Source organism: Caulobacter sp. HMWF025, from assembly GCF_003060965.1.
In the GTDB taxonomy this organism is placed as follows: Bacteria; Pseudomonadota; Alphaproteobacteria; order Caulobacterales; family Caulobacteraceae; genus Caulobacter.
On record NZ_QAII01000173.1, the window covers coordinates 1 to 1,246 of the forward strand.

Annotated in this window: 1 protein-coding gene; it reads right to left on the minus strand. The window is 73.1% G+C overall.

What is annotated here, in order from left to right:
* Positions 1-1,246 (minus strand): calcium-binding protein (locus tag DBR10_RS18030; protein ID WP_199225363.1); only part of this gene is annotated, 1,246 nt, incomplete at both ends.

A 1,246-nucleotide genomic window follows, 5' to 3' on the forward strand; every position in this document is an offset into this window, starting at 1 on the left:
GTTCGATGTCGTGCAAGGTCGCGACGGTTCCGTCGGCCGAGCGCACGACGCGGTAGTCGCCGCTCGCGGCGTCCTGCGAGACCTCGTAGCCAGACGCCAGGCCGGCAAAGACGGCGACATCGTCACCGGCTCCGCCGATGAGCGTGTCATCGCCGAGACCGCCGGTCAGGACGTCGTCGCCCGTGCCACCGGTCAGGGTCTCGGCCGAGGCCGTGCCTTGCAGCCACAGGGCCGTCGCCGCCGAAGCCGTCGTGACGGTCTGGTCGGAGAAGGCCAGGCGCTCGACGCCCTGCAGGCGGTCGAAACCGTCCGTGCCGCTGACGATGAAGCCGCCGGCGCCGTCGCTATAGACGGTCGAGCCAGCGAGGGTGCCGCTGAACCGCGCGGTGTCGCTGCCCGCGCCGCCGATCAGGCTGTCGTCGCCGAGGCCGCCCGTGAGGACGTCGTCACCGACATCGCCGGTCAGGGTCTCGGCCGAGGCTGTGCCTTCGAGCCACAGAGCGGTGGCGGCGGTCGCCGCATCCACCGTCTGGTCGGAGAAGGCCAGGCGCTCGACGCCCTGCAGGCGGTCGAAGCCGTCTGTGCCGCTGACGATGTAGCCGCCGGCGCCGTCACTGTAGACCGTCGAGGCTGCCAGGGTGCCGCTGAAGCGGGCCGTGTCGGTGCCTGCGCCGCCGACCAGGCTGTCGTCGCCCAGACCGCCGGTCAGGACGTCGTCGCCGGTGCCGCCGGTCAGGGTCTCGGCCGAGGCCGTACCCGTCAGCCAGAGCGCGGTTGCCGCCGAGGCGGCCGTGACGGTCTGGTCGGAGAAGGCCAGGCGCTCGACGCCCTGCAGGCGGTCGAAGCCGTCGGTGCCGCTGACGATGTAGCCGCCGGCGCCGTCGCTATAGACGGTCGAGGCTGCCAGGGTGCCGCTGAAGCGCGCGGTGTCGGTGCGCGCGCCGCCGACCAGGCTGTCGTCGCCGAGGCCGCCCGTGAGGACGTCGTCGCCGACATCGCCGGTCAGGGTCTCGGCCGAGGCCGTGCCTTCGAGCCACAGGGCCGAAGCGGCGGTCGCCGCATCCACGGTCTGGTCGGAGAAGGCCAGGCGTTCAACGCCCTGCAGGCGGTCGAAGCCGTCGGTGCCGCTGACGATGAAGCCGCCGGTCCCGTCGCTGTAGACGGTCGAGGCCGCGAGCGTGCCGCTGAAGCGGGCCGTGTCGGTGCCCGAGCCGCCGACCAGGCTGTCGTCGCCGAGGCCGCCGGT